We start from the raw sequence: 371 nt of genomic DNA on the forward strand, positions 1-371 counted from the left end.
CGCCGACTCCGACCAGGGCGTGGCGGTCACCGTCAACGTCGTGGAGGAGCTGGGCTCCGACGCCTTCGTCTACGGCACCGCGCAGGTCGGCGGCGAGGCGAAGGACCTGGTGGTCCGCGTCGGCGGCCGTGAGGTCCCGGAGAAGGGCAGCACGCTGCACGTCGTGCCGCGCTCCGGCGAGACCCACGTGTTCTCCACGTCCACGGGCGCGCGCCTGTCCGACTGAACGCGTTGACGCCGAGGCGCCCCGCAGCGTGCTGCGGGGCGCCTCGCCTTGTCTCGCACCGCCTCGCGTTGTCGACAAATACCCCGGCAATCCCGGCAAATTACCCCAACTCGTCAACACGCGACGCGGAAGTCGGCGTTCCACG

General features: G+C 70.9%; 1 pseudogene. It reads left to right on the forward strand.

Features of this window, described 5'->3' with window-relative positions:
* Nucleotides 1-226 (forward strand): annotated as a pseudogene (locus CCN29_RS36590) (sugar ABC transporter ATP-binding protein); the annotation flags it as partial.
* Between the last annotated feature and the right edge of the window lie 145 nt (nt 227-371).

The organism is Streptomyces pseudogriseolus (assembly GCA_002154585.1).
GTDB lineage: Bacteria > Actinomycetota > Actinomycetes > Streptomycetales > Streptomycetaceae > Streptomyces > Streptomyces pseudogriseolus.